Source organism: Blautia massiliensis (ex Liu et al. 2021), assembly GCF_052064225.1.
Taxonomy (GTDB): domain Bacteria; phylum Bacillota; class Clostridia; order Lachnospirales; family Lachnospiraceae; genus Blautia_A; species Blautia_A fusiformis.
This window is the reverse complement of the sequence record NZ_JBQHWA010000063.1, coordinates 1-5071: the sequence shown is the minus strand read 5'-3', so window position 1 is coordinate 5071 and position 5071 is coordinate 1. Positions and strand designations below refer to the sequence as shown.

Genomic DNA, 5071 nt, shown 5'->3' with positions numbered 1-5071 from the left:
AGGATTGTATTTATGCCTTTTTTATTGGCTGAAATATTGGATTTTCAAGGTTCAGCACACCTTATTGGTGTGGGAAGTTTGAGTTATTAATTTAATAGAATCGGAGGATTCCTCACAGTGAACCGCTATCTTACTATCTATATCCCGAAAACAGCTGTTCCGGCACCTGTCTCCCGCTTTCTTCGCACGCAGGCAGGTCTTACAAAAAAGCAGATCAGCCAGGCGAAGTTTCGTCCCGGTGGTATCCGGAAAAACGGACAGCAGTGCCGGGTAACGGAAAACGCTTATCCCGGGGATCAGATCATAGTATGCCTGGAAGCGGACGATGTGGATTCTGCCCAGCTGGAATCTTCATCCTTTACCGTCTATTCGTCCAATCACAATTTCCAGTTCTCCGCAGACGCAATTTCATATTCTGATTCCGCAGTTTCAGAATTTGCAGGTTCTGATGTCAATTCTCACATTTATCATTCACTGGCTTCAACGTCACAGTTTCTTCCTGAGTTGGCGATTATATACGAAGACCAGGATATCCTCGCCATAAATAAACCTGCCGGGATTGTCACTCATCCTTCCGGTTCTCACTACAGTGACAGTCTCGCCAACCAGGTGGCTTCCTATTTCCGTTCCAAAGGAGAGCCTACCAAAGTCCGGTCTATCGGACGATTGGATAAAGAAACCTCCGGTATCCTGCTCTTTGCCAGGAACCAGACTGCTGCCGCCAGATTACAGAACCAGCGTGAAGAAGGGATTTCAGAGAAAACCTATCTGGCTGCAGTTTCCGGTTTCATGCCTGTGGATGAAGATGGAGCTTTTCACAGGATCTCCGTTCCCCTTGCACCTGACCCGGATAACCGTCTGAAAATGGTCGTATCCACAGATGGCACGCTTCCCGGAAGCAAACATGCAGAAACCCTTTATTCTGTTCTGAAATCTACCGGCCCTGACGCAGCAGCTCCGGCTTCTCTTGTAATGCTCCGTCTGAAAACCGGCCGTACCCATCAGATCCGTGTACACATGGCATCTCTCGGGCATCCTCTTCTGGGCGATTCTCTGTACTGTTTATCGGACATATCAAATCCGTTTTCCCGGGCTGCACTCCACGCATGGAAGCTTAAATTTCAACTTCCATTTTCAATTGATGAATCTGCTTCCGACACCCGGGCTTCCATGCATCATGCCAAAAAAGAAATCTCCCTGGAAGCACCCCTCCCGGAAGATTTCAAAAAATTCTATGAAACGATATTCTGAAGCCATACGCCTTTTTTTACAAGGATAAATCCAATGACACATTTCATCATATCCGCTGCCTGGACCATTGCGTAGATCACAAGTACAGGCAGACCTGTAAAACGGCTTAAGGTAAATGCGATTGTTACACTTACCACCCAGATAAACACACTGTCAAACAGAAATGTAACGATGGTCTTTCCACCGGAACGCAAAGTAAAATATGTTGCATGCAGGAATGCATTCTGTGGCATGAAAAATGCTGTGATCATAATAAAATATTTCGCCAGAGTACGTGCCTCAGCATTGGTATTGTAAAGCTGTGGAAATAACGGTGCCATCACAAACATCACGGCTGCCACGCAGGTACAGCAGAACACAGAGAATGCGATCATCTTGTTGTCCGTATCTCTGGCTTCCTTCATCTTACCTGCTCCCAGAAGCTGTCCTACAACAATGGCTACCGAATCTCCAAGTGCGATAAATACGATATTGAATACATTGTTGATGGTATTGGAAATATTTAATCCCGCAACCACGTTCAGTCCACGGACTGAATAACATTGTGTCAGCATGGCCACTCCGGCTGCCCATAATGTCTCATTCAGAAGCAGAGGGGTTCCCTTAATAAGGATCTTCTTTGTCAGATTCGCCGGAACCTTTAATGTTGAATACAGCCCCTGTGCAAAAATATTCTTTTCTGTATGCTTATGTGTCCAGCTCAGGACAATGCAGGCTTCCACATATCTGGAAAGCACTGTGGCAACAGCAGCACCCCTTACTCCCATTTCCGGGAATCCGAATTTGCCATAGATCAGAAGATAATTAAATATCAGATTGATCAGCACTGCCACGATCCCTGCCTTCATGGGAAGTACAGTCTCACCACATTCACGTAAGGTACTTGCATAAACCTGTACCATCATAAATGGCGGAAGTCCCAGAAGCATGATCCATAAATACTGTTTTCCATAAATAAGAGTATCCCGGATCTCCTGTGCGGTTCCGTCGCCTTTTAAATACATGCTGATCAGTGAACCCCCTGCTGTCAGAAACAGTATAATGGTGATCGCTGTCAGAATCACTGCCATCCACAATTTATAACGAAGTGTCTGGCGGACACCCTCATGATCCTTCTGTCCGAAATACTGTGCTGTAAAAATTCCCGCTCCGGACACCCCGCCGAAAATACATAGATTATATACAAAGATCAGCTGATTGACGATCGCCGCTCCAGACATCTGTTCGGTACCGATACGACCGATCATAATATTGTCCAGAAGACTGACAAAATTTGTGATCCCGTTCTGTACCATGATCGGTACTGCAATAGACAGGACCATCAGATAAAACCTCTTATCTCCTACGAACTTTCGGAAAAAAGAAGATTTCTCTTTTACCTTCTCCATAAATTCTTCCCCCTTGTTTTTCGTTTTCCTTCATCCAAAATTCTCCACCAAAAGAAGACTGCCCACCCGAAACAGTCTTTCCTTTCGTAAGCGTTGTAGCTACTACCTTACTACAAACTTCTTTTATTTTCAATAGTCTTTATAACGATAAATCTCCTTTTTTTTGTATCTTTTTACTCCACCATACGACTCTCGTCTGCAATATATTCAAAGAAATCAAAGTCCGCACATTTCTTGTGGAGAACATGGTCTGCACAGGTGATCCCAACCATGGTTCCTGTAAATTCTCCGTACTTACAGTACTCATCGGAGAATCTTGTGGTATCAAAGATACGTCCGATCTTTTTGTAAGCTTCTCCGTCATAGCTCCACTCGAACCAGGATTTTCTTCCCTCTATTCTACCAAATGTGTAGTCCCCAACAAGGCTATCGTTCTTCAGATCCCATTGGATTTTATAGAAAAATATATCCCGGATGTTCAGCAGTTCATGTTCATCTGGGATTATCAAACGAAAGATCCGGTAAAAAAGACCAAACTGGATATGTTGAAAACCACTCTGGAGCAGCTGCAGATCATTGATGATATCCGCCCTGACGGATTTATCCTGCGATTTAACAGCCTGATCTTTGAACTTTTGTTCCAGCTGTATCACAATTTCAGTGTCAAAGTTTTTCAAAGTGATCTAAGCCGGCTGAAAAAAGATCTGGACCGGCTGAATCTGGTGCTGAATTATATTTCTGAGAATTACAAACGGCCTATTTCTCTGGATGAGATTGCAGGTGTTGCTTATCTCCAGCCTGGATATTTCTGCCGTTTTTTCAAGAAAAAGATGGGGGTTACATTTCTGGAATATCAGAATGAATACAGACTTTCTTTTATCTACAAAGATCTGATCAATACGAAAGACCCCGTGCATGTGATCCTGGAACGCCATGGATTCACCAATTATAAGCTGTTCCGACGTATGTTCCAGGAGCACTTCGGGTGCACACCTACGAAGGTGCGGGAGAATATGCGGAAATAACAGTACCTTCTCTTACACCATCCAGTCTTCCCGCAAATACGAAGGAAAGTACCGCAGCAATCACTGCCATGGATACGTCAAAACAGATCTTGGTTGTTCCGAAATTTGTTTTCTATGTGAGGATAACCATATAAAAAATGATCCTATACCCACATAAAAAAACAGCGAAATGGATTTTAACTTCCATTTCGCTGTCTTGTGTTATTTCTTGTTTTCTATTATTTTTTTAGTATGTCGTTTTACGCAACCTGATTTTTGTTGTTGGTAACTGTGATCAGATGACTTTTGATCAGTACCGGACGTACTGCATTATAGATGATCGCTACCAGAATTACAGATACAACTGCATTGATAAAGGTTGCCGCCGCACTCATTTTTGCAAGTGCCTGTGCCAGTTCCTGTGGCTGTCCCAAAATGTACTGTTTGTAGAAATATCCTACGATAGGATCTGCAATTACGTTAAATGCAAGTCCTGCGACAGATGCGATCACACTCCATTTGAAAACATATTTTTTATCTGTACTCTCATTGATCTTTGCAACCTTGTGTGCCACAAGACCTACAATCAGACCGATACAGAATTTCAGTACAAAGGTTTTCGGTGCGCCTGTGATATAAACAGGGTCCATGATATCTGCAATTCCCATTCCGATAGCTCCGGCAAGTCCGCCATATACGCCACCCAGAAGCAGTGCTGCAAGTACGCAGAAAGCATTTCCAATATGAATGGATGTTGCGTCTCCGCCCGGCACCGGGATCTTGATCTGCAGAAATGTGAAGGATACATAACATAAAGCTGCTAATAACGCAGTTTCTGCAAGTTTAACTACTGTGTTGTTCTGTGTGTTCATAATAATTCCCCTCTCGTTTCGTTATTATCTTTGTTATTACTTTAATGTATGATTGTATTAATGTAGGAATGTAATAACTTGGATGTTATAGTACCGCTTGTTTGGGTATATTACAAGGGGCAATTTTTATGTTTTTTTAGGGGACAGTTTTTATGGGTAATAAAAAAGTGGCTGTTTAAGCCACTCTTTCATGATTGTATATTCAAAACTACATACATGTTCTATTGATGATCGTTAATCTTTTTTGAATCAATTTTAACCTGCGTACCGATTCACCTTTTTTCACGGGCTCGCAGCTAAAGCTGCATCGCCTGTTCTTTTGGCTACTCCAGCGGGGGTCATCTCACGACTCTGTCGTTCGATGTCATTTGCTTCGCAAATGTTCAGTCTGTACCATAAATGATTCTCCACAAGCAAGCTTGTTCCGCCCCATTTCTGTTACATCCTGCCCGCTTCCTCGGCTGGTTGGTCAAGCCCTCACCCGATTAGTAACAGTCAGCTCCATGTGTTGCCACACTTCCACCTCTGCCCTATCTACCTCGTCGTCTTCAAGGGG

The 5071-nt window shown here is 43.4% G+C and carries 5 protein-coding genes and 1 rRNA gene; 2 read left to right on the top strand and 4 right to left on the bottom strand.

All coding sequences use genetic code 11. From position 1 onward, the window contains the following. The first annotated feature begins 117 nt into the window (after positions 1 to 117). The gene (locus ACTNDQ_RS15175) at positions 118 to 1251 is read left to right on the top strand and encodes an RluA family pseudouridine synthase (protein WP_441064976.1); all 1134 of its coding nucleotides are present in this window, start codon (positions 118 to 120) and stop codon (positions 1249 to 1251) included. Here the strand turns inward: ACTNDQ_RS15175 and ACTNDQ_RS15170 are convergent. Beyond that, positions 1233 to 2639, bottom strand: coding sequence for an MATE family efflux transporter (locus tag ACTNDQ_RS15170; RefSeq protein ID WP_441064975.1), 1407 nt, complete (start codon positions 2637 to 2639; stop codon positions 1233 to 1235). The genes ACTNDQ_RS15175 and ACTNDQ_RS15170 overlap by 19 nt on opposite strands. Before the next feature lie 173 nt (positions 2640 to 2812). After that, positions 2813 to 3148 carry a hypothetical protein gene (locus ACTNDQ_RS15165; protein ID WP_441064974.1) on the bottom strand — a complete coding sequence of 112 codons (336 nt, stop codon included), beginning with the start codon at positions 3146 to 3148 and terminating at the stop codon, positions 2813 to 2815. A 33-nt stretch (positions 3149 to 3181) separates the two neighbouring features. Here ACTNDQ_RS15165 and ACTNDQ_RS15160 point away from each other — a divergent pair, with 33 nt between their 5' ends. Further along, the gene (locus tag ACTNDQ_RS15160) at positions 3182 to 3664 is read left to right on the top strand and encodes a helix-turn-helix transcriptional regulator (RefSeq protein ID WP_278796623.1); all 483 of its coding nucleotides are present in this window, start codon (positions 3182 to 3184) and stop codon (positions 3662 to 3664) included. Positions 3665 to 3903: 239 nt separating this feature from the next. Here the strand turns inward: ACTNDQ_RS15160 and ACTNDQ_RS15155 are convergent, their stop codons facing one another. Further along, positions 3904 to 4515: an ECF transporter S component gene (locus tag ACTNDQ_RS15155; RefSeq protein ID WP_129976152.1), complete on the bottom strand. Its 612-nt coding sequence runs from the start codon at positions 4513 to 4515 to the stop codon at positions 3904 to 3906. Positions 4516 to 4980: 465 nt separating this feature from the next. Next, positions 4981 to 5071 (bottom strand): 23S ribosomal RNA (locus tag ACTNDQ_RS15150); the annotation flags it as partial.